The 23,523-nt window shown below is 44.3% G+C and carries 16 protein-coding genes; 5 read left to right on the top strand and 11 right to left on the bottom strand.

Features of this window, described 5'->3' with window-relative positions:
* Positions 1-8 precede the first annotated feature (8 nt).
* The gene (lpxB, locus tag ACTXGL_RS11880) at positions 9-1,325 is read right to left on the bottom strand and encodes a lipid-A-disaccharide synthase (protein ID WP_443526972.1); all 1,317 of its coding nucleotides are present in this window, start codon (positions 1,323-1,325) and stop codon (positions 9-11) included.
* Between the two features lie 509 nt (positions 1,326-1,834).
* On the opposite strand from lpxB, the gene ACTXGL_RS11875 reads away from it, so the two are divergent.
* Positions 1,835-2,917 (top strand): 3-deoxy-7-phosphoheptulonate synthase, encoded by a 1,083-nt coding sequence (locus ACTXGL_RS11875; RefSeq protein ID WP_319051542.1) that lies wholly within the window; start codon positions 1,835-1,837, stop codon positions 2,915-2,917.
* Positions 2,918-3,325: 408 nt separating this feature from the next.
* On the opposite strand, the gene pepN is transcribed toward ACTXGL_RS11875, so the two are convergent.
* Positions 3,326-5,926 (bottom strand): aminopeptidase N, encoded by a 2,601-nt coding sequence (gene pepN / locus ACTXGL_RS11870; protein ID WP_443526983.1) that lies wholly within the window; start codon positions 5,924-5,926, stop codon positions 3,326-3,328.
* Between the two features lie 536 nt (positions 5,927-6,462).
* Between pepN and ACTXGL_RS11865 the strand changes: the two genes are divergently transcribed.
* The 3 genes from ACTXGL_RS11865 (at position 6,463) to ACTXGL_RS11855 (ending at position 8,729) form a co-directional block, all read left to right on the top strand.
* On the top strand, positions 6,463-7,086 hold the full coding sequence (locus ACTXGL_RS11865) for a DUF6231 family protein (RefSeq protein WP_443526971.1): 624 nt from the start codon (positions 6,463-6,465) through the stop codon (positions 7,084-7,086).
* Positions 7,087-7,223: 137 nt separating this feature from the next.
* Entirely contained in the window at positions 7,224-7,742 is a 519-nt protein-coding gene (gene pal / locus ACTXGL_RS11860; RefSeq protein ID WP_443526970.1) for a peptidoglycan-associated lipoprotein Pal, read from the top strand.
* Positions 7,743-8,174: 432 nt separating this feature from the next.
* On the top strand, positions 8,175-8,729 hold the full coding sequence (locus ACTXGL_RS11855; protein ID WP_443526969.1) for a 4'-phosphopantetheinyl transferase family protein: 555 nt from the start codon (positions 8,175-8,177) through the stop codon (positions 8,727-8,729).
* A 121-nt stretch (positions 8,730-8,850) separates the two neighbouring features.
* Here the strand turns inward: ACTXGL_RS11855 and ACTXGL_RS11850 are convergent, their stop codons facing one another.
* The gene (locus tag ACTXGL_RS11850; protein WP_443526968.1) at positions 8,851-9,735 is read right to left on the bottom strand and encodes a hypothetical protein; all 885 of its coding nucleotides are present in this window, start codon (positions 9,733-9,735) and stop codon (positions 8,851-8,853) included.
* A 593-nt stretch (positions 9,736-10,328) separates the two neighbouring features.
* On the opposite strand from ACTXGL_RS11850, the gene ACTXGL_RS11845 reads away from it, so the two are divergent.
* A complete protein-coding gene (locus ACTXGL_RS11845) occupies positions 10,329-11,087 on the top strand; it encodes an IclR family transcriptional regulator (RefSeq protein ID WP_319051537.1) in 759 nt (252 codons plus the stop codon).
* A gap of 177 nt (positions 11,088-11,264) precedes the next feature.
* Here the strand turns inward: ACTXGL_RS11845 and mmsB are convergent, their stop codons facing one another.
* From mmsB to ACTXGL_RS11805, 8 genes are all read right to left on the bottom strand, one after another.
* Complete coding sequence (gene mmsB / locus ACTXGL_RS11840) at positions 11,265-12,209, bottom strand: 3-hydroxyisobutyrate dehydrogenase (protein ID WP_443526967.1); 945 nt, start codon at positions 12,207-12,209, stop codon at positions 11,265-11,267.
* A 222-nt stretch (positions 12,210-12,431) separates the two neighbouring features.
* Entirely contained in the window at positions 12,432-13,691 is a 1,260-nt protein-coding gene (locus tag ACTXGL_RS11835; RefSeq protein WP_443526966.1) for an enoyl-CoA hydratase/isomerase family protein, read from the bottom strand.
* A gap of 71 nt (positions 13,692-13,762) precedes the next feature.
* Positions 13,763-14,545, bottom strand: coding sequence for an enoyl-CoA hydratase (locus ACTXGL_RS11830; protein ID WP_443526965.1), 783 nt, complete (start codon positions 14,543-14,545; stop codon positions 13,763-13,765).
* A gap of 66 nt (positions 14,546-14,611) precedes the next feature.
* A complete protein-coding gene (locus ACTXGL_RS11825; RefSeq protein ID WP_443526964.1) occupies positions 14,612-15,772 on the bottom strand; it encodes an acyl-CoA dehydrogenase family protein in 1,161 nt (386 codons plus the stop codon).
* Positions 15,773-15,955: 183 nt separating this feature from the next.
* Positions 15,956-17,440: a CoA-acylating methylmalonate-semialdehyde dehydrogenase gene (locus ACTXGL_RS11820; protein WP_443526963.1), complete on the bottom strand. Its 1,485-nt coding sequence runs from the start codon at positions 17,438-17,440 to the stop codon at positions 15,956-15,958.
* A 506-nt stretch (positions 17,441-17,946) separates the two neighbouring features.
* A complete protein-coding gene (locus ACTXGL_RS11815) occupies positions 17,947-19,968 on the bottom strand; it encodes a propionate--CoA ligase (RefSeq protein ID WP_443526962.1) in 2,022 nt (673 codons plus the stop codon).
* Positions 19,969-20,270: 302 nt separating this feature from the next.
* Positions 20,271-21,941 (bottom strand): fatty acid--CoA ligase, encoded by a 1,671-nt coding sequence (locus ACTXGL_RS11810; RefSeq protein WP_443526961.1) that lies wholly within the window; start codon positions 21,939-21,941, stop codon positions 20,271-20,273.
* A gap of 345 nt (positions 21,942-22,286) precedes the next feature.
* Positions 22,287-23,516, bottom strand: coding sequence for an MFS transporter (locus ACTXGL_RS11805; protein ID WP_443526960.1), 1,230 nt, complete (start codon positions 23,514-23,516; stop codon positions 22,287-22,289).
* Positions 23,517-23,523: the final 7 nt, after the last annotated feature.

The following is a 23,523-nucleotide window of genomic DNA, read 5'->3' as shown; positions in this document are numbered from 1 at the left end:
TTTCTTGTTTAGGTAGGATTGATCATCTTAGTATTTTGCATAAACCACTGCTCAATCACACTATTTGCTGGTTCATGGTTGCTTTGCTGCTGTAATGACTGTTTTGTCGCTAGTAAATCCTTTAGTTGTTCGGCATAGGCACGTGGCTGCAGTAGACGCATCACGGTACGGCAAATATTGTCACCGCTTGCCTGCTCTTGTATAAGTTCAGGCACAATTGGCGCACCAGCAAGTATATTCGGCAATGCCACATAAGGAACTTTTACCAAACGTTTGGCAATCTGATAGGTCAGCTTATTTAATTGATACACCACCACCATCGGTCGTTCAAGCAGCATCGCCTCCAACGTTGCTGTTCCAGATGCTAGCATCACAATATCTGAAGCTGCCATGGCCTGCTGGCTAAATTCTGGTTGGGTGTCGTCATAAATGACCACAATAGCTTCTCGTAGCTGCTCTGAGCGTTGATCTATAACCTCTTGGACAATATACTGATGGTTTTGATCCACTGTCGGAATGATAAAGCACAGCTTAGGATCTAGTAGTATTAACTTTTGAATACCATCGAGCATTAAGGGCAAAATAGCCGTAATCTCACCGCGCCGAGAACCTGGCATCACACAAACAAGCTGACTCACATCATCAAACCGTTCAATAAAAAACTGCTGTAATCCATCATTGTGCCAAACGAGCTCGCTGCGGCGCTGATTGATTGGTGTGTCTATCAACGTCTGATCGATAGTTCGTAGCAGTGGATGACCCACGCAGATCGCCGGATGGTTATGACGCTCGTAAACTGGTAGCTCAAATGGAAACAAGCACAACACCAGATTGGTTGCTGCTTTGATATTGTGGATACGTGACTCACGCCACGCCCAAATAGAAGGGCTGACATACTGTACACAGAACACGCCTTGCGGCTTGAGCTTTTTGGATACCCGTAGATTGAAGTCTGGCGCATCGATACCAACAAACCAATCAATACTAGCCACCCCAAATGCGCTCAGTAGCTCGCGGCGCGCTTTGAGCAAATCTGGTAGCTGTGACATGACTTCAACCAGCCCCATCACCGCAAGTCGCTCTAATGGAAAAATACTCTGCAGCCCTTGCGCTTGCATTTTGGGACCACCAACACCAACCCAGACGATATCATCACGTAGATTGTTCATCTGCTGCATGAAATCTGCACCCAAGCTATCTCCAGACACTTCGCCTGCCACGATACCTATGACTAGCGGTGCGAGGTGTCTGTTCGGTCTTTGAGAGTCCGCCTCTGTCTGGCTGACTAAATCAGTATGTGAATGAGACGTAGCAGAATCTGTCATGACAAGCTCTCAGTATTAAAGAATAAAAATAAACCGCTATTATAAAATATAACGCCACAAATCAGTGATAAGTATTCACAGATGATGTGCAGGTCTGTCTACCATATCTCTAAAGTAACATTTTAGCCACTTATCGCTAATGTCGCTATCATACGTGACGATGATAAAAATAGCTAAACTCGCACGTGAAACCCAATTTACAGAACCTAAGCTATGAGACTCAAGTTCTGAAACCTAAGCTATAAAATCTGAGTATCGACCGTATAAATTTTGATTAGTCATTATTAGCAGATAGAAAAAATAAATATCAAACGTGCATTTGCAGTTTTAAATACAATGCTGAGACGTATCTCATTTTGGAAAACACACCCTAAATGCATGGAAGTATAACTAAGTTTTAGATTCCTCATTCCAGTTATCAGTCAATTAACTGCCTGACTACCCTTGTCAACCAAACATTTTGTCCGCATAATGAATATTCCTATAAATCAGCTAGACGATATATAACCATGACAACATCAGTTACCCATAATGCAGATATTGACGACGTGAATATTGAAAAATTTATTCCTTTGATTACGCCCGCTGAGCTAAAAACTGAGCTACCTCTATCAGATGAAGCCTATAAAACCGTCCTAAACGGTCGAAACACTATCCAAAACATCCTGGACGGCAAAGACAAGCGATTGTTTGTGGTCATTGGGCCCTGCTCTATCCACGATATCAAGGCAGCACATGAATATGCTGATCGCTTAGCTGTATTGGCAAAAGAGATCGAAGACAGCGTATTTGTAGTTATGCGTGTCTATTTTGAGAAGCCCCGTACCACGGTTGGCTGGAAAGGCATGATTAATGACCCTGATATGAACGATAGCTTTGATATCGAAAAAGGACTGCGTACCGCACGTAAGCTACTGCTTGATCTGAATGAAAAAGGCCTTCCTTGCGCCACTGAAGCACTTGATCCAAACACCCCGCAGTACATGCAGGATTTGATCAGCTGGTCAGCAATTGGTGCCCGTACTACCGAAAGCCAAACACACCGTGAGATGAGCTCAGGTCTATCTTGTCCCGTTGGCTTTAAAAACGGTACTGATGGTGGCATGACAGTTGCTGTCAACGCAATGCAAGCCGTTAAAGAAGGACATAGTTTCTTGGGTCTGTCTTCAGATGGCAAAGTCTCTATCATCAAATCGAAAGGTAACCCTTACGCGCATGTGGTACTACGCGGTGGTAATGGCAAGCCTAACTATGATGAAACTGCAGTTGCTCAAGTTGAAAACGAGCTGGCCAAAGGCAAAACCAACAGTAAGATCATGATTGACTCGAGCCATGCCAACTCAGGTAAAGATCCGTACCTACAGCCGATGGTCATCAACAACGTTGCTGAGCAGATTCAAAACGGCAATAAGTCAATCATCGGTATGATGATCGAAAGCCATCTAAAAGGCGGCAATCAAAAGCTAACTGCTGACTTGAGTCAACTTGAGTATGGCAAATCTATCACTGATGGTTGCCTAGATTGGGACAGCACGGTTACCGCGTTGCGTAGCCTACATGATATGGTAAAAGACGTCCTACCAAACCGCTAATCGATTTTAAGAATAACCTACTGTCTAGCAAAAACTATCTGGTAAAACAGAAAGCCCGTTTGGCACTTAATTATTAGTGCCAAACGGGCTTTCTTTATGACATGCTATTTTGAAACTCTAAAACACTTAATGAGCAATGAAAAATAATTAGAGCGTGTTCCTATTTTAAAAATGGTGATGAAAATGAGATAAATCGCAGACAAACAAGGAAAATAGCGCAGATAATATCGAGATATTGACCAGCTATTTGACGCCGTGTGGCAAGATTTAGCCATTCTTAGCCCATTTAGTTATAAATATTTTAATTAGGGACATGCCCTATAGTTCTCAATCAAACAAAGCCAACCCCATTTCAGGATTGGCTTTGCTTTTATATCATAGACTGTATCGTTGCATTACGGTTCACAATCAATCGTCTGCCGCGCCCAGTACACTGTCTAAACTCTCAGTCACATGTTTAGATGATACATTCTTTTGTAAATCTAGTAACTGTTCATGTGACATTTGACGATGCGGCTCAGCCAATGTGTTCCAACGCGCTAGCACTTGTAGCAAACGCGACGCCAATACAGGGTTGGCGTCATCTAACTGTTTGATAACATCGGTATACATTTTTAGACCTTCTGCCGTCCATAGTACTGTTGGTTGCGAGCTAAAGGCACTAATGACTGAACGAACGCGGTTAGGTGTATTCCAATCAAAATCTGTATGTGTAAGTAGCGACTTGACCACGTCAGGCGTCACACTATCAGCGGCGGCTTGCACGCTAAACCACAAGTCGATAACCAGATCGTTTTCTTGAAAACGCTGGTAGAAATCTGCGAGATAATGATCTGCATGTGCCAATTGATGATTGACCATTGCCTTGAGTGCACCAAAGCGCTCAGTCATACAGCTGGCATGATCGTATTGTTGCTGCGCCCAGTCTGCTGAACCGTCAACATTAGCAGTCAGTGCCATATCAAGTACAACGTTACGCAAAGCTCGGACACCACGAGATTTAGCACTGTCTTCATAAGACTGCATTGGTAGATTATTATACAAGACTGCCCACTGGTCTTTGAGTCTGTCTGCTACTTGTTGATATAGTCCATCACGCTGCTCTTTGACTAGCACTGGATTGTAATCCTTAGAGATAGCAGAAGCCAGCTCCTGTGCTGAGGGAATATCAAGTAGCCTTGCCGCCAACATTTCATCATCAGCTGCCAAGACAGGCAACGACTGCTCCAATGCCTCTAGATACACATCAGGGGTGCTTTTTTCACCTTTTCCTTGCAGCAAAATACGATTGACTAGCATCTGAGTCACTTGCCAGCGATTGAACCCATTGGTTTCATGCTTGAGCAAAAATGCTAAGTCTTCATCTTGATAATCATAATTGAGCTGTACTGGTGCGCTAAAATCACGCAACAAAGAAACCACTGGCTCGCTTGTCATATTGTCAAACACAAAGGTTTGCGTTGCTTGGTCAAGCAGCAGCATACGCTCAGCAACAATACTGCCAGACTCTTTGTCAAACAGTGCCGTTGCTACAGGTATCGGCAGTGGTTTTGGCGCATCAAAGCCACTAACATGACGTGTCTGCTGGTTCAAAGTGATGGTCAGCGTCTGTGCGGTACTATCATAGGTTTGATGACCTGATAATACTGGCGTACCAGGTTGGCGGTACCAATCGATGAAGTCTTCGACTTTTTGATTAGTGATGCTAAGTGCGGACAAAAAGTCTTCAACAGTTACCGCTTGCCCATCATAACGGCGGAAATACTCGTCTGTTCCTGTGCGGAAATCGTCTGGTCCTAATGTGTTCGCAATCATACGTACGATTTCAGCACCTTTTTCGTAGACAGTCGTTGTATAAAAATTATTGATCTCAACGAAGCTCTCTGGACGTACCGGATGGGCTAATGGGCCTGCATCCTCAGCAAACTGATGCGCACGCAGTGTGGCTACATCATCGATACGCTGCACAGCGCTTGACTGCTGATCCGCTGAAAATGACTGATCACGGTAAACCGTAAAGCCTTCCTTTAAACACAACTGAAACCAGTCACGGCAAGTGATTCGGTTACCTGTCCAGTTATGGAAATACTCATGGGCGATGATAGCTTTCACACTAAAGCTACGTGCGTCAGTGGTTGTCTCAGGACTAGATAACACACAAGCCGTGTTAAAGATATTAAGTCCCTTATTCTCCATTGCACCCATGTTGAACTGACTGACGGCAACGATCATATAGCGGTCTAAATCATAGGCGCGCCCATAATTAACCTCATCCCACTTCATAGAGTCTTTTAGCGCTTGCATACCAACATCACATTTATCGATATCGGCAGATTTTGCATACACTTCTAGTAAGACTTCTCGACCTTCACTCGTCGTATAAGAATCTGTCAGTACATCCAAATCAGCGATGACACAAGCAAACAAATAACTTGGCTTGTTGGTGGGATCCTGCCAGATTGCATAATGACGCTCTGGCGCATCAGTGACCTCGCCTGCTTCAACTAAGTTGCCATTGGCCAATAGGGTTGGATAGCGCTTATCTGCCTCCAATCGAGTGGTAAATATCGCCAGTACGTCAGGACGATCAGGATAAAAAGTAATCTTGCGAAAGCCTTCTGGTTCACATTGGGTCACGAACATGGTGTCATCACCGCTACCCGCCATATACAGACCTTCTAGCGCGGTATTGGTCTGCGGGCAGATACGCACCTGAATATCTAAGGTCACCTGATCAGGAGCATCATGAATTATCAGCTTACCATCTTCTTGGCTGTAGTGATCAGTTGTTAGCTCGTTACCATTCATAGTAAGGGCTAATAGCTCTAACGACTCACCAAATAAGACAATATCTCCTATGGTTTGGCGCGTCATTTTAAGTGTACTGTTTACTAGTGCATGGTCTTCAAATAGCTTAATGTCCAGATGAACCGTCTCAACATCGAAACTTGGCTTCTGATAATCTTTTAAGTTAATTTTGCTAGGCGCATGCGGTGGTACATCAGGCATATCAGGATTGATAATTTGAGCATCAGTTTCAGCAGTGGACATATGATTTCCTATTATTGATGATATAGATGGTTGATATTAATACTGTTGTTATTGCTTTTTTTAAAATACGTATCGCATTCAAGCTCACACTGTTGTAGCTGCCTGACGTTTATAAACAGTCATTTACGATCTGTTATTTATAAATAATCTTGTTTATATCAGGCTTATACTTAAGTTGATGGCATGCATTGCTTGATATTGCTTATTCACGAGGGACTGTCACCCTATTATCGCTAGTCTAACTATTTTTACTAGCCTGATAGCTAGATTGACCTAAACCCTTAAATTTCAAGTGTAGACATTGAGATAACTGAGTTATCATTTACAGATAATACGCGCTTTTTCTATGCAGCTATGCTTACTCGCATAATTCATAGCGAGCGTTGATCTAAAAATCAAATAAACAAATGGACGCGAGTTATCAATTGGATAATGTCGCTTAAAATGATTTAATAAACATACCAATGACCCACCTTCAATAAACGGCCCATGATATGACAACACATACTGCCAAAACCTCAAAGATCACTCTACCTTTGCTTAGAGACTATGTCGATGCCCTTATGTCATCACTTGGTAGCTCACATGACACCTCGATAGATGGGCAGGCAAACACGACGGGCGATCAGACTAACGATACCACTGAGCTGTTATGGGTTGCACATGACAAAACAGAATTATCAGCGCTGCAAACACAGCTAAAGACTTTACCAGATAACAGCAATGTGCCAGTCCAATCGTGGCATATATCGACTTTATCAGAACTTACCAAACAGCATCTACCTAAGCGTTATGAGCTTGCCTGTTTTTGGCTACCTTCCCTGTCCCATGAGACATTACAACAATATATTCCTGCGCTCATGCGCTATCGTGATCTATATGCAGCACATCTACTGGTTGCTCTTGATAGCTCGATAGATCTAAAACCTTATGGATTTACACCGTTTGATATTTTAAGCGAGCCATCCTTGGGTGCTAATCAAGTTGAATCAATCACCTCATCCACAGTATCAGCGACACTTTGGCAGTTCAATTTATATGATTATAAAAAACTACCAAACTGGCTCAATGCTGACTACTGGGCAAATCCAGAGAATTGGGGCAAGCATCGCTGGTGATATAGGTTCTGTCTATTGTTATTTACAGTAAAAATACTTACATAAATTAACAGTTAGTATATGATAGGAGAGATTGCTCAAGCTTTATGGTAAGCAGTTCAAAAAAACAAATTCAATTAAAATTTCAGGAGCTCGTCATGTCAATCAGTTTTTCTAAGATCGCTGTTCTTGCTGTGCTATCAAGCGCTGTGGCACTAACCACAGGTTGTGCTACCAAACGCTCTACCTCTGAAGTTGTGGTAGCTCCGCTAGGTATTCCAAGTGGTCAAGTTGGCTACAATGGTGCCGTTATTGTTGATAACTCAAACGCCGTAATTACTGGTGCAGAAAACTTACAAGCAGTGGTTTATTTCGCCTTTGATAGTAGCGAAATCACTGCACAAGCAGCAAGTGTCCTTAACCAGCATGTGAGTCTACTAAACTCAAATCCAGCGGCTGGTGTTGTGATCGCAGGTCATACCGATGAGCGCGGTAGCCGTGAATACAACATGGCCCTAGGTGAGCGCCGTGCACAAGCAGCACGTAACTATCTTGCTGCTCAAGGGGTCACTGCCAACAACATCCGTGTTATCAGCTATGGTGAAGAACGCCCTGCTGCTGCCGGCAATACTGAAGACGCCTATGCCCAAAACCGCCGTGCTGAGCTGTCTTACTAAGAATATTTAAACTATTAGATCCTTAAAAAATCCCAGTAATATACTATTGCTGGGCTTTTTTATATTTTATTATAAGCGCTATGGTTACCTGCAACTCATGGGCACGACAGTTGTTTAAAGAACGGCCTACCTTGAATTAGCGTCAAGTAATTTGATATCTGAAAAACCTTACATTTTGACTGAAATCCTTAACGATTAATTATGATAATACCAGCCTCAAACATAACTCACATTCAATATACTCAGCTCGGTCATGACATATGGTGCGTGACTGCCAAGGTGAGCGAGTCATTAGCTTGTCTGAATATAAACAGCACGCTGTACGCGTCAGTTCGGTCGTTATCATCTGGGTCATTATGTACAGACCTTACTGATCTGAGTGATTGTAAATGGCATTATGTATCTCTACAAAAGCCCACATCGAAACGCAGCATGGCTCGTAGACAGCGTGAGCAGCAGCGTCAAGGCGTCAGGCACCTTCTACAAAACCTACTTAAGAAACTAGACATCGAAGACACTTTAGACGAGTCGAGCTTCCCTTATCGACTTATAAACAGTAAATATTACGTATGTTTTAGTCATACAGGTGCCCATGATAAAAATCGTAGCAATAGCAATAAGACGTCACCGAGTCAAATAGCTCTAGTCATCAGTCACCATCGTCCTGCTGGAATCGACATAGAGCACAATAATGTGGCTTGGCACGTCGCACAGCGTTTCTATTCCGATAATGAGATTGCTGTTTTACAGACATTACCAAAAAATCAGCGTGATTATATTGCAAAGTTACTATGGCAAATCAAAGAAAGCTTTATCAAGATCCATCAGTACACTTTGGCACAAGGTTTAGGTATAGATTACTCTGATGTCATTCCTGCCTTGACTGATGATATGAATAAAGACCTTATTACTATCAGTCATACTAACGATCAATCCAATCACCAAATTGCAGTATTGCAAGCAGATCAAACAGTCGTCGTTTTTTGATCATATCTGACAATGCTCTCGTATTTATTATCTTCGCTTTCTTTTAGACATAAAAAAACGACCCTAAAAAGGGTCGTTTTTTTTGTTCTCTTCTAATAACAGTATTTACACTGTGATTAGATTAGAAACGGTAAGTTGCGCCAAGTTTAACGATTGGCATCCACTCTAACCAGTTTTTATCTTCTAAATCATTTTCTGCATCACGAGCAGCTTGATTTGCTGCGACAGTGTTACCACCTTCACCAGTATAGCGGACATCTGCGTCTACTTTACCCAAGTATGCTGCACCAACTTCACCAAATACACCGAAATTATTCGTGATGTTAGGGCGGAAGCCAACAGTTAAGTAAGGGGCTAATTTATTGCGATGTTCTAGAGAGCCTTCTAGGTTACCTACATTTTGGCCGCCAAAATCCTCTTCAAGAATTTGCTCTGCAGTTGCCGTGCCAGCATAATATTTGTTGCCATCAATGCTGTAATAACCGTCGCCTTCAGCATTAGCTCTTACATCAATATCGTTGTCAGGAACGATGATACCAGCACCCATAGTGAACCAGTTACCAGTAGGACGCAATTGCACACCTAGATACGGGTTGCTAAAGTCACTATCAACATCATAATTGATGTCATTTGCGTCAAAATCACCACCGAATAAGTCAGCAACATCGCCACCAGCCCAACCAGCTTGTAATTCAACTTTTTCGTTAACGCTAAAGCCAACGTTAGCACCATAACCCAAAGAACCAACCTCAGCGCTTACAGAAGCTGGGTTTGTAACAGTGTTAAATAAAGTTTTGGTAGTACCAACAACAGCACCAGTGGTGTTGCGTAAAATACCAGCATCAGAATTGTATGCATAAGAAGGCTCTGCTGCTTGATAAGCAACTGGCTGAGCTTCGTACACAACTGCATCATTATCGTCAACAACAATTACTGGCTCAGCAGCTAGTGCCGCAGTAGATGCTAGAACAGCGGCAGAGATTGCCGTTAGTTTAATCAGTTTCATAATTATTCTCCTAAAGTGTGAAATAACTCGCCCATAAAAAACGATAGTTATGCTTTTTTTAAACCATCATTTTGTTGAGGAGATTAAAACAATTTTGGCCGTAAAAGTCACCCCTTGGAATGCGCTTTTTATTTGCCGTTATGTAAAGATTGCATAGATACTGTAATAATTGCTACACCAACCTGCAAAACTTTGAATTCCTGTTACACAACGCTCTCAAAGTAACCAAACAGTGTAGACATGAGTGTCGGCGGGGTTAATGTTCATGTAAAGGTATTACAAAATATTTCACTATAATGACTGAGTATAATGTGCAGCTCAATATCAGTTATATAGCTTATTACTACAGAGTGTTGCAGCTTGTGATTGGACGTATCTTATGTTGCTTGTACAAATAAATTGTAAATATAGGAAATAATGATACGAATGCTATTATTTAGTATCACTAAACCTTGTCTAGGCTTTATATTGTGCTAAATTAGAGGTAAGAAGGAATTTGTTCTCAGACGTCTTTTTTTATTACCCTTTGTTCTACTTATGAAAGCGTTGTGCGCTTCTATACTTTGATCTTTTATTAATACTGAGCCTTTTATATGCCTAAAGTATCGTCAATTACCCGTGTACTAGAGATCATAGAAGCTGTCTCTTACGCTTCTAAGCCTCTGTCTCCACTCGAGTTGTCACAAGAGCTGGATATCCCCAAACCAACCATACACCGTCTGATTCAAAACTTGGTCGATGACGGTTTTTTGACTGTTGATATCGGTGGTGGGATTATCCCTGGTAAGCGGGTACGCAATCTGAGTGTTGAGCTTTGGCAACAGCGATTGTTCTTCAATGAGCGCCAGATGATTTTGCAAAAACTGGTTGACGAAATTAAAGAAACTTGTGGTATTGGCGTTCCATATCATATGGACATGATCTATACCAATCGCGCGCAAACAACCCTGCCCTTGCAGATATACCTTCCTGTAGGAGCCAAGTCACCCATGTGGTGTACAGCGACAGGTAAGCTATACCTCAGTCAATTATCTATTACCAGCCGTATGAAGATACTACAAGGATTACCACTAGATAAATTCACCAAAAATACCATTACTGATATTGATGCCTTGAACGCTGAGCTTGATCGTATCGCTGATACTGGCATCGGTATCGATAACGAGGAGTTTATTTCTGAAATGGTAGCAGTAGCAGTGCCTATATTAGACAAGAAGTCACGTTATCTGGCCTCACTGTACCTGCATGCACCGACGATACGCGTGTCCCTCGATGAATTACTGATTTATGTACCTCGGCTACAGCAAGCCGCGCAGGATATCCAAGCCCTCGTGTATGACCTACAGAGCTGATATCGCCCTTATCATGCACCAAAAAGCGCCACGCTATAGTCCCTAGCGCGGCGCTTTTCTGTTTTATCTGATATCTAACAAGTATCTATTGGCACATCGCAAGTGTCTATTGATAAGCACCACCTATTAATAAGCAACAGCTATTAGCAACATTACTAATATTCCCTATAGCAGTCTTTAAGACAACAGCGAGATATCATGACGCCCCATGATACTAGAAAAGTCTTTGTCGCCATTCTCTAGAGTATGTGATGCGTACAACTCCGTTGCTTTTGCACCCATCGGCGTGTCTACATGAGTGTCTTGAGCGGTTTGCATGGCAAGATTCAAATCTTTTTGCATGAGCTTACTCATAAATCCACCTTGGTAACCATTACTAGATGGGACGTTTTCCATGACTTGTGGATACGGGTTATAAACTTCTAATGTCCAGTTACGACCTGAACTCTGTAGCATAATATCCGACAGCACTTTTGGATCTAGACCATTCTTCACTCCTAGGTTAATAGTCTCTGCTGTCCCTGCCATCAAAATACCTAGCAGCATATTATTACAAATTTTCGCAACTTGTCCTGCGCCATGCGTACCCGCATGAAAGATGTTTTTACCCATAACGGCAAGTATCGGCTCAGCACGAGCGAATGCCTCAGCGCTACCGCCAACAATAAAGGTTAGGCTACCAGCAATCGCGCCGCCCGTCCCACCAGACACGGGCGCATCCAAAAACTCAACACCCAGTTTACTCGCAGCGTCTGCCACGGTTCTGGCATCAGCAGCTGCTATCGTACTACTATCAATCACTAGCGTACCTTTATTCAGCTCTGCAAGTAGACCATTGGAACCGTTGTCGCCTAAGTACACCGAATGCACGTGCTGCCCTGCAGGCAACATACTAATGACAACTTGAGCATTACTCACAGCCTCTTTAGGACTTTGCGCGACGCTAGCACCTGCCTGCTGCAGACGCTTGGTAGCAGCATCAGACAAATCAAACACAGAAAGTGTATAACCTGCCTTTAGTAAGTTCTCTGCCATGGGAGCACCCATATTACCAAGTCCTATAAAAGCAACGTTTGGTTTAGAGGTGTCATTATCTATTGTACTTGTATCCTTTGTACTCATCTCATCACTCCTTGATGATTGCGTAGGCATTGCTACCTACTTATATTGCGTTAATAATGGTTGTTATGATTACTATTTGCGACTCACTGTATATTATGAACCAGCGAGCCCTATTGTCTTAACTGACATAGATTGTTTGAAATAACATAGTTATTGAGAGTCGGTGGCGCTCCCTGTTGGTAAGTAATCTAGACCTTATGACCCTTCTAGCTACGTTTGAGCTTATCGCACAAGCTGACTGGCTAAAGCAGTGGCATCCAACCAGCCTTCTAAAGGATGCTGACCTTTAGGATAAGGGTTATCGAAGTGCTGATCGATATATGCCTGCCCTTCTACACTGAGACAGTCTGCTAGTGAGCGTGACCACTGTGGATTCTTATCCTTGTCAATCAGTAATGCTCGCACGCCTTCCTTAAAATCAGGATTAGCCGCACAATGTACCGCGACATTGGTCTCTAGATACAAAACCTGCTCTATCGATAAATCGGCGACTTTATGATATAGCGCATGAGTCAATGCTGCTGTCACTGGGCAACCATGACGATAGGTGGCAACTGCTCGCTGTGTCCAGCTGTCTTCTGCAAAATCTTTGCTCAACTGTACGAGCGCTTCATCGCTTTGTAGCAGTGCGTCGATATCAGCCAGACCGCCGCTGTTCATGAGTTGCTGAATAGGCTGCCAGTACGTCGCCAGCTTGCTATCGGGTAGATCCGCTGCAGGTAGTGCTGCAAGTGCACGGCTAACAATACTATGAGCACTGTCATTATGGAACTTGTCCGTATTGCTCGTACTGTCTGATGTTTGCCAATTACTTCGTTTTAGACGCTGCATGATAGCGTCATAGTCATGACTGGCAACAGCATACTCCGCTAGATTCGCTAATAGCGCATCACTGCCATTGCACATCGCGCCTGTCAATCCTAAAAATAAACCTGTCTTGGCAGGCATACGCTGCAAAAACCAACTACCAGAGGCATCAGGAAACAACCCAATTGTCACTTCAGGCATAGCAAAACGGGTACGCTCAGTCACCACACGATGACTACAACCTGCCATTAATCCCATGCCGCCACCCATAATAATGCCGTCGCCCCAAAGTATTAGCGGCTTTGAATAAAAGTGCATTTGACGATAGAGACGATACTCATGACTGAAAAACTCAGTGGCATAAGGATTGGGCACTGGCGCATCGGTAGACATACTGTCATACAGCTTACGAATATCACCGCCGGCACAAAACGCCTTGTCCCCTGCACCTTTCAATACCAGCGCGACTATCTGGTTATCAGCTTGCCACTGCACTAACTGCTCTGATAGCAGCTGGCACATATCAACGCTGAGCGCATTGAGCGATTTGGGTGTATTGAGCGTCATCACTCCAATGAGGTGACCACAATCTGTCGGTTCAGTATTGAATAATACAGAGGCCTCTTGCTCGGTATTGCTCGAAGGCTTTTGGGTATCGTCGGTAGCTGCTGTCATAAAAGTGACCTACAAAGTTAAAAAATTAAATAATGTCATAAACATTATGACCCAAGCATTTTAAGCAATGCTTATTTATTTTGCCAACTGGGTTTGCGTTTTTCTAAGAATGCTTGTACACCTTCGCGCTGATCCATCGTGTCAAACAACTTCACAAAAGCTTCGCGCTCATGAATAAGGTTTTGGGCAGGCGGGGTATCTCTGGCTGCTTGAATAAGTCCTTTAGAATAACTGACAGCAACAGGCGATTGCTTTGCGGCTTTTTTGGCCAAGTCTTGAGCGGCTAGTAGCCCTGCACCTGTTTCAGTGACCTCCTCCACCAAGCCAATACGTAATGCCGTCTCTGCATCAGCGCGTTCGCCGCACAGTATCATGCGCTTTGCCCAACCCTCTCCGACGAGCCAAGGTAGGTTTTGTGTCCCACCTGCACATGGCAGTAGACCTACGCCCGTCTCCGGTAGTGCCATCTGTGCATGCGCTTCTGCAATACGAATGTCACATGCGAGCGCACACTCAAGTCCACCGCCCATCGCATAGCCGTTGATCACCGCAATGCTGACACCGCGATAAGCAGACAATGCTTCAAACGCCTCACCAAATGCAATCGCCATACTTATCGCACGGCCTTTATCACCGTCTGAGAAGTTATTGAGATCTGCGCCCGCTGAAAAAAACTTTTCACCATCGCCATGCACGATTAACGCGTAGATATCGTCATTGGCATTGAGATCGGTGATGAGTTGTTTGAGCGCATGCAAACTGTCCATTGTCCACGTATGCGCAGGAGGGTTGTTCAATGTCAACGTGGCAGTATGACCATCAATTGATAGGTTTAGATTGGTATAATCTGTCATAAAACATCCTTGTTTTAGTCAAGCGAAAAAGTATGATATCGTCACAATAGTAACCATAACAGCCTATTAGCGCAGTTGGCTTAGCGCCTCGTCTTGTAAGATCTGACGTGAAATAATCACTCGCATGATCTCATTGGTACCTTCTAATATTTGATGCACACGTAAGTCTCGCACGTGACGCTCAAGTGGATATTCATTTAGATAGCCATAACCGCCATGCAGTTGTAGGGCGGTGTTGGCAACATCAAAGCACAGATCCGTAGAGAGGCGCTTCGCCATTGCACAGTAGGTAGAAGCTTGCCCATCATTACTATCGACTTTATCAGCCGCTAAATAGAGCATTTGACGCGCAGCGATAGTCTGGGTCAGCATGTCGGCAAGCTTAAACTGTACGGACTGTAAGCTTGCAATTGGACTGCCAAACTGGCTACGTTCCTGTACGTAACTGGTTGCTGTTTCTAATGCAGATTGTGCCGTACCCACGGCGCAAATACCGATATTGATACGACCACCGTCCAGCCCTTTCATAGCGATACGAAAACCTTGACCTTCCTCACCTATCAGATTCTCTACTGGGACTTTGACGTCTTTGAAACTAATCGTCCGCGTCGGCTGGGCTTTCCAGCCCATTTTTTGCTCGTTTTTGCCATATTCGATACCAGCGCTATTGGCATCTACTACGAACGCTGAAACGCCTTTTGGACCTGCCGCACCAGTGCGCGCCATAACTACCAATACATCAGTTGATCCTGCGCCAGAAATAAAGGTTTTTTCGCCATTCAGTACGTAGTAATCGCCTTGTTTATCCGCCTTGGTGCGTAGTGAGGCTGCGTCAGATCCTGCATTTGGCTCTGTTAAGCAGTAACTACCGAGCCACTCGCCACTGACCATATCGGGCAAATATTTTTTGCATAGCGAATCGCTGCCATACTCGCCAATCATCCATGCTGCCATATTATGGATACTCATGTAGGCTGCCACAGAGGTATCCCCCCACGACAGCTCTTCGAATACCATTGCGGAGTCGAGTCTTGGTAATCCCAAACCGTCGTATTCTGGATTGGTATACAGCCCCAAAAACCCAAGCTCACCAGATTTTTTGATGACATCTATGGGGAAATGCGAGTTGCGATCCCATTCAGCAGCGTTTGGCTTGAGCTCTTTTTGCGCAAACTGACGGGCCGTTTGGCGAAAGGCAATCTGATCATCGGTCAATGCAAAATCCATAGGGTTATCCTTGTTCTTATAGATCAAATAAAAAGTCTGTTTGATGCACCCCTTGATAAAGTGCGAGTGAGACATCTGATAAGGTGTGCGCGCCGCACGATAGCGGTATAACGATAATAAAACTGCGACCAATAGTATCGCAAGTGGCATCAAGGTTATACCGCAAATATAGTCAATTGATTATTATATTGAAATCGTTGTATTGACACCGCGGCTCGCTTCATCATCGAACCAACGTGCAGTGACGGTTTTGGTCTGAGTATAGAACTGCACTGCCTGCTTACCATAAGGGCCTAAATCACCCAGCTTGCTGGCACGCGAGCCTGAGAAGGAGAACATTGGTAGTGGCACAGGAATCGGTAAGTTGATACCGATTTGACCGACTTGAATGTCTTGCTGGAATTTGTGTGCAGCAGCGCCTGACTGGGTGAATATCGCCGTGCCGTTACCATGTGGATTGGCATTCAGTAGTGCAATCGCTTCATCTAAGCTGTCAGCGCGCATGATGCAAAGTACGGGTCCAAAGATTTCTTGTTGATAAATTTGCATATCACTTGTGACATTGTCAAAGATAGTTGGACCAACAAAATTACCGTTCTCAAATCCTTCAACAGTAATGCCGCGACCATCTAGAATTAAGTCTGCACCCTCTTCTACCCCAGTACCAATTAAATGCTCGACACGCGCTTTTGCGGCAGGCGAAATCAGTGGTCCCAAGTCTTTGTCATTTTTGCCAGCTGAAACAATTAAGTTTTCTGCCTTGGCTTTGATATCATCGATCCACTCTCCAGCAGCACCTACTAGTACGACGACTGACAATGCCATACAGCGTTGACCAGCGGCACCGAACGCCGCGCCTGCTAGCTGATTGAGCGTTTGCTCTTTATTGGCATCAGGCAAGATAACGCCATGGTTTTTTGCACCCATCATACATTGGGCGCGCTTACCTGACTGGCTGGCACGCTCATAGACGTGCTTACCAACGCTAGTAGATCCCACGAAAGAGACAGCTTTGATATCTGGGTGGTCACAGATGGCGTCGACGGTTGCTTTGCCGCCATGTACCACGTTCAGCACACCTTCTGGTACGCCTGCTTCAATTGCTAGCTCAACCAAACGCATAGTCACCATCGGATCTTGCTCAGACGGTTTGAGGATGAACGTATTACCCGTGGCAATCGCCATTGGGAACATCCATAGCGGAATCATCGCAGGAAAGTTAAACGGCGTAATACCAGCGCAAACGCCGAGCGGCTGCCAGATGCTATAAGTGTCAACACCTGATGCGACGTTTTCTACAAAGTCGCCGATTTGCAAATTGGCAATACCAGCGGCATGCTCGACCACTTCTAAGCCGCGGAACACATCGCCGCGTGCATCAGCAATCGTCTTGCCCTGCTCTGCGGTTAATATTTCTGCTAGCTCATCCATATGCTCACGAATAAGTGCTTGATAGGTCAAGAAAATACGAGCGCGTGTGGTGATTGGTGTTTTGCGCCATGTCTCAAACGCGGTTTGGGCGGCTGCAACGGCTTGATTGATCTCATCATTGGTGGTTTGCGGGACTTTTGCGATGACTTCTTGGGTCGCAGGATCGGTAATATCAATCCATTCATCGGTATTTGACTGTGTGAACTGACCGTTGATGAGCTGTTGAACGTGGTGCATAAGATATCCTTATCTTTTTTGCGAGACTACCGTGTGACGGCACCTGAGTATTCATTGATGAATGAAACGCCATGAGCGTTTATCTATAAAACCTCATTAAAATTCTAAATTTTAAAATGATTTATTTTGTATCGTTATTGACTATAGCAATAAATCAATTTTAGGGTCAAGCGCTTTATCAACATTTTCATTAAGTTTGTTTTATCAAAATGCGATGAGTAAACATATTGCTATAAGAAAACAGCAGAGACAAAAAAGCCCATGAGGGTTCATGAGCTTTTAAATGGTTGGGGCGTGTCCCTAATTCAAACGTTTATTACTAAATGTGCCAAAAATGGCTAAACCTTTGACAAACGGCGTCAAATAGCTGGTCAATATCTCGATATTGTATGCACTATTTTCCTTGTTTGCCTTCGATTTATCTCATTTTTATCACCATTTTTAAAATAGGGACACGCCCTAGTCTAATTTTGATAGGCAGCAGGCTATTTATTCATCTTTGATGATCAATAGTCTTTCATTGACTGCTTAATCGCATCGATAGCGGCTGGGTTATCGAGGGTCGACATATCTCCTGTAGGCTTATCTTCAGCCAATGCACGAATAGATCGGCGTAGGATTTTGCCAGAGCGAGTCTTTGGCAGTGCTTGCGGGAAATAAATAGCCGCTGGCCTTGCAATACCGCCCAAAGATTTGACCACCGCACCGATGACTTGCTGCTCAATACGGAAGCGGTTTTCGGTCGTTTCGACTTGCGTCTGATCTTTTAGCACACAGAATGCAATGGGCAGCTCTCCTTTTAACTCATCTTGAATGCCTACTACAGCACACTCTGCCATATCTGGATGCATACTAATCGCTTCTTCGATCTCTTGCGTCCCTATCCGATGACCTGCGACGTTGATCACATCATCAGTACGCCCCAATATATAAAAGTAACCATCTTCATCTGTCACTGCATAGTCTGACGTAGAATATTGCTGACCATCAAACAAACCAAAGTAGCTACTGATAAAGCGATCGTCATTACGCCACACCGTAGTCAGACAACCAGGCGGCAGTGGCGCTTTAATTGCAAGCAGGCCTTTTTCGCCCGCTTTGCAGGGGTCGCCAGTCTCTTCATTGATCACCTGCGCCTCATAGCCATACATAGGATAGCCAGGTGATCCTTGCTTATGCGGTTTATGATCAAATTTTGGTGTGTGACTCAAGATGGGCCAACCAGACTCTGTCTGCCAATAGTGATCTAAGATTGGCACGCCTAAATGCTGGGTCAGCCAGCCGGCCGTTGACTCATCAAGTGGTTCACCTGCTAAAAAGAACGATTTGACACTAGAGACATCATAGCGGGTCATCCAGCTCTCGTCTTGTTTTTTGAGCATACGCACGCCCGTGGGCGCTGTAAACAAAATATTGACCTTGTTGGCCTCAACGATACGCCACCAAATACCAGGATTCGGTGAGTGTGGTAGGCCCTCGTACATGACACTCGTCATGCCTGCTAGCAGTGGCGCATAAATCGTATAAGAGTGCCCAACTGCCCAGCCAATATCCGATATTGCCCAAAACGTCTCACCTGTCTTACCATCATAGACATAATCCATCGAAGTAGTCAGTGCGACCGCATGACCGCCAGTATCACGCTGCACGCCTTTGGGAGTACCTGTCGTACCAGAGGTATAGAGCAAATAAGACGGCGTATTTGACTCAAGCCAGACGGGCTCCACAACTGTATGCGCCTCGCAGCTGTGACGTCGTTCGGTCGCATAATCGACGTCAACATTTCTCGGCTCAAACGGTAAAATACCGCGGTTGACCACCAATACATGCTCAGGCTTGGTTGTTGCTTGCTCGACGCCCTGATTGACAAGGTTCTTATAATTAATAACCTTGCCATCACGCAGACCTGCATCTACCGTAATGACCATTTTTGCTTCAGCATCATCCATGCGGATAGCCAAGTTATGGGCTGCAAACCCACCGAAAACGACTGAATGTATTGCGCCAATACGAGCACAAGCCAGCATGGCATATGCCGCTTCTAGAATCATCGGCATATAAATGATGACGCGATCACCCTTACCAATACCATGGCGCTGTAGGACATCAGCAAAATAATTAACTTCTTTATATAGGTCGTTATACGTCAGACGACGCTTGGTATAGTCTGTATAAAACTCGACGTTGTTGCCCAGATCTTTAAACGAATCAACGACTGCTGGAAAGGTTTCTATCAACTCTTGATTGATTTCTGATGATACCCAGACAAACGCGTCTTGCTCGGCACGATCCGCCAGATGACGATCTACGCAGTTATAACAAAGATTGGTCTCACCGCCGACAAACCATTTTGCAAACGGTAGATTACTGTCATCGAGAATTTGCTCAGGCTCTTTGTGCCAGTAGATGCGCTTTGCTTGCTGCGCCCAGAAATCCTCTCGTTCGATAATAGAGTCGTGATAGATATCAGCAAATGTAGGCATGTCTGCTGTGTGAGTAGAGACTGGGTGTTGGGCGTGGTCACTCATAATAGCTGTCCTTAGCATAAACGAGAAATGAGGCAATGTTATTTTATCATCGAAACGCTGGCAAGTCGTCATCGCATTGGAAGCGCTATCTGCACGTCCGAATCTACGATGCTTACACGGTTACGATTATAGTAGACAATGTCTGAATAAGTACTGGTCATCCTTGCCAGAATTAAAAAACCGATACATTACGTATCGGTTTAAAATGTAGCAGAGCCTATTGCAAAGGTCAACTATTAAGCGTGTAACGTGCACTACATTTTGACAAATACAAACGTTGAATATTCAACTGATAGATATGATTATATTTGAGTTTGGTTGGCATATATCTCACGCATGACCTTTTTGTCATGTTTACCTACTGAGGTTTTTGGCAGCTCATCTACAAACTTAAACTGACTTGGTACGCCATATTTAGGAATGATACCGCGCTCTACTGCTTTCTCTGCGATGGCTTTGATATCATCAGCGCTCGTATCTTGGGCAGTAGGCTTTAGGACAACCAATGCTAATGGACGCTCGCCCCACTGCTCGTCACGCACCCCTATCACCGATACGTCAGCTACTGAAGGATGTAGTGATAGAATCGTCTCAATCTCAAGCGATGATATCCATTCACCACCAGACTTGATCACATCTTTTAGGCGATCTGTAATTTTGATATAACCATCAGGACGTATGTAGGCAATGTCTTGAGTGTGCATATAGCCGCTTTCCCACAACTCTTTACCAGCATCATCGTTCTTAAGATAGCTTTGGGTCAACCAAGGCGCTCGTAGTACTAGCTCACCTGTGTTGTCTTGTCCTTTGCCAACTGATTTATTGCCTTCACCCCAGACCTGAGCATCGACCATAAGCACAGGCTTACCTGTCATACAGCGACGAGCAATATCTTCTTCTTCACTCATCTCAGGCTCATCAAGGCTAAACTCAGTCAAACTGATAAGTGGCGCGGTTTCTGACATGCCGTAGCCTGTATAGACTTCGATACCCTGAGACATTGCTGTTTTTGCCAACCCTTCAGTCAACCTTGAACCACCAATGATCATTTTTAAACCATTGAAGCTAACACCACGATCCTGGGCTTCTTTGAGTACCATTTGCAGGATGGTAGGGACGCAATGAGTGATGCTGACTTTTTCGTTAATGATTAAGTCCATCAATGTATCAGGCGCATAACGCCCTGGATAGACTTGCTTTAGACCGACCATCGTCGCTGTAAATGGGAAACCCCATGCATGGACATGGAACATCGGTGTCATCGGCATATAGACGTCACCGTAGCTGACACCTTGTTTGTTGGGAAGCATACCTAAAGTAGCGGCCTCTGCTAGGCTATGTAATACCAATTGGCGATGACTAAAGAAAACCCCTTTTGGGTCCCCTGTCGTACCAGAAGTATAAAAAGTCGTCGCGATAGTATTTTCATCAAAATCTGGGAAATCAAACTCGCTGTTAGCAGCGTCTAGTAGGGCTTCATACTCGCCTGTGACACGGCTTTGGTTGTCACCAAAGACACCTTCAGCCGTTACTCCATTATCATCAAGCCAAATGATGTGCTCGATACTAGAGTTTTCAAATTGATAGTCTTTGACTAGCGGCGCAAACTCAGAGTTGAGCATTAGTACTTTGGGCTTGGCATGGTTGATGGTGTACAGAACTTTTTCTGGAGAGAGACGAATATTGACCGTTTGTAGGATGTACTCTGACATCGGTACCGCAAAATAAGACTCAAGATAGCGATGACTGTCCCAATCCATAACCGCAACCACATCACCTGCATCGAGATTTAAGTTTGCCAATACATTAGCCAATCGATTGATACGTTCAAACAGATCTTTATATGTGAGGCGCTTCTTGTCCGCGTAAATAATTTCTTGGTCTTGCGATACTGTTTTTGCACGGTTTAGTAGCTGCTTGACCAGTAATGGATAATCATAGGCAGATGGCGCGCTGTGATAAATATTTGACATAGATCTGACTTCCTTGTTTGTTGTATTTATAGGTTATATAGTCAGAGAACTGCTAAACAGCTACGACGTTATCCTCCCTAGACGTACTATTTGTACAATCTGCAGTCGGCTGCCTTGTACCTGTTTTAGATTTCTTTGACTATACACAGTAATGATAATTCGTAAAAATACTCATGTGGAATGTTTTGCCCAATCATTCTCATTTCTTAGTGAGTTTTTATAATGAACGACAACCTTATTAGGTTAATAACATCGTTATAGATAGTAAGAAAAAAGCAGCGCCATGTAAAGCGGGCTTACATTAAGTAGCATAATGGGCAAATACATAATGTAGAGATCAGTCAGCTACTTTGACTGCACCGTGGTTTTGACCATCCCAACGCTGGCTATTATCAATGCCAATATTTGTACGATGACTAATAGCCCTACGGTCATAGACCACTGCCCGCGTGCATAAGCCATACCGCACAACCACGCGCCGAGCGTGCCACCTGAGTAGTAACCCAGATAATATAAGCCCGATGCCAGTGACCGTCCTTTTTTAACATTGACAGCGATATAACTGATGGTCGCTGACTGGGTAATAAACACGCCAGATGACATAATGGCAAGTCCTATAACCACGCCCCACAATGGTGTCACCAACGTTAACAACACCCCGACCATCGAGATAACAATCGCCACTCGTACGGTACGCGCTGAGCCAAATCGACGTAATAGTGACGTAGACAACGGTGTAATAATGACCCCAAGTAAGTACACCGCAAAAATATTCGCAAGTGCACCAGTCGTCAGCTGATATGGCTCATCTGTCAGATGTAAATTAATAAAAGTAAAACAACCGACTAGTGAAAATAAAACGCAAGCACCCAGTAAACAAGAGGTGACCACGTAGCGATTGGTGACGTGCTCCCCTAGTGTTTGTATCGCTGAGCGAAAGTTGGGATTGGGTACAAAATGACGAGACGATGGCAGCATCTTACCGACCCATACCGCACCCAGTAGCGTTATCGCTGTCATGACATAGTAACCATGACGCCAACCGATCAACTCATGCAAATGCCCTAGCAAAAACCGGCCCATAAAACCGCCGAACACTGACCCTGAGACATAAAACGACATCAGCTCGGTCACTGCCCGTCCCTCGAACTCCTCACCGATATAGGCAATCGTCACCACTGTAATACCTGGTACGGACAGCCCCTGCATAAAACGCCATAAACCTACCCAGCCGATGCTGGAGCTTTGGGCGATCAAGAATGTCGGTATGGCTAAGAATAGCAACGCACCAACCACAAATGATTTGCGACCGACGGCATCTGAGAGCATACCCAAAAACGGTGACATGATGGCAATTGCCATGACTGTAGCACCAACTATCATGCCAGCTTGTACTTCAGTCGCAGCAAAATCCACCATCATGACGGGGAGTACCGCTTGGATAGAATATATCTGTAAAAAAGCGAACATACCTATCAAACCAATCGTAAGCTTCAAAACCCACGACACTGAATGACTGGATGAAGGCGATGGTTTTGTGGCAATGCTTTGGGATTTATCTGTAGGATTATTCACAAGAGAG

The sequence above is a fragment of the Psychrobacter sp. T6-6 genome (assembly GCF_052258185.1).
Classification (GTDB): Bacteria; Pseudomonadota; Gammaproteobacteria; order Pseudomonadales; family Moraxellaceae; genus Psychrobacter.
This window is presented reverse-complemented; position numbering and strand designations above follow the sequence as displayed.